This is a genomic window from Pedobacter psychrodurus, from assembly GCF_032678585.1.
Taxonomy (GTDB): domain Bacteria; phylum Bacteroidota; class Bacteroidia; order Sphingobacteriales; family Sphingobacteriaceae; genus Pedobacter; species Pedobacter psychrodurus_A.
This window is the reverse complement of sequence record NZ_JAVTSN010000129.1, coordinates 1-1098: the sequence shown is the minus strand read 5'-3', so window position 1 is coordinate 1098 and position 1098 is coordinate 1. Positions and strand designations below refer to the sequence as shown.

The 1098-nt window shown below is 38.4% G+C and carries 1 protein-coding gene; it reads left to right on the top strand.

Annotated features, from left to right (window positions below):
• Positions 1–776 (top strand): sensor histidine kinase (locus R2S57_RS30345; protein ID WP_316848654.1); only part of this gene is annotated, 776 nt, incomplete at its 5' end.
• Between the last annotated feature and the right edge of the window lie 322 nt (positions 777–1098).

The window sequence follows — 1098 nt, the reverse complement described above, 5'->3', positions numbered from 1 at the left end:
AGCAGCAGAAAACCATCCAGAACGGTTCATTAAAGCGGGCGGAATTTACCCGGAATGCAACCATTATGGGACTATGCCTGCTGGCAGTTATTCTGGTTATTGTTTACATGAGTTACAGGAAGAGCCTGTCCTCCGGTCGTGAAATTGGCAGGAAGAATAATGAACTCAATGACCTTGTAACCGAAAAACAGTGGCTTATCAAAGAAATCCACCATAGGGTTAAAAACAATCTGCAGATCGTTACCGCACTTTTACACCGTCAATCCTCGTTCATTAAAAATAAGGTTGCGCTGAGCATTATTAAAGATAGCGAACATAGAATGCAATCTATAGCGCTGATCCATCAAAGGCTTTATCAGACCGACGATATGGTATTCATCGATATCCATACCTACATAGATGACCTTGTTGGGCATTTTCGGGATAGTTATGGACTGGAAGGTAATATTCAGTTCACAATGGATCTGGCACCATTAAAACTCAGTGTAACAAAGGCTGTATCGATAGGTTTGATACTAAATGAATCCATAACTAATGCCATTAAATATGCCTATCCTTCCGTTTCAGGAATAATCTTTATATCTTTAAATACGGAAGGATCGCAGCATAATCTTTCAATTAAAGACAATGGCATTGGCCTTCCTGAAGGGTGGGAGCTTGCAAAAGTAAATTCGATGGGAATGAACTTAATCAAGGGTTTATCGAAGCAGCTTGATGGGACACTGAATTTTATCGTTGATAATGGTGTTACGATGCAATTGATATTTCGGGACTGAACCTGGGAAATATTTAAAAAACTCCCCAAGTTCGTGTATTATCTTTCGGTTTTAAATATGTGGTATGATAAGCAGATAAACATAAAGTGTAATAGATTCGGGCGTGCGGTTTTAAGGGCACCAAATTCTATTTTACGGTATATTTAAAGGTTTGACGCGGTTGATTATTTATTCCAAGCATATCAAAGCAATATGTTAATTTTTTTTTCAATTGTTATGCCTTTTCATCGTTCAGATAACGTTCCAGAAATGGGGCTGTTTTGCTTTCGTTACATTTCAACAGGCCATCCACATTTCCTGAATACAGAATTTTTCCGCCACA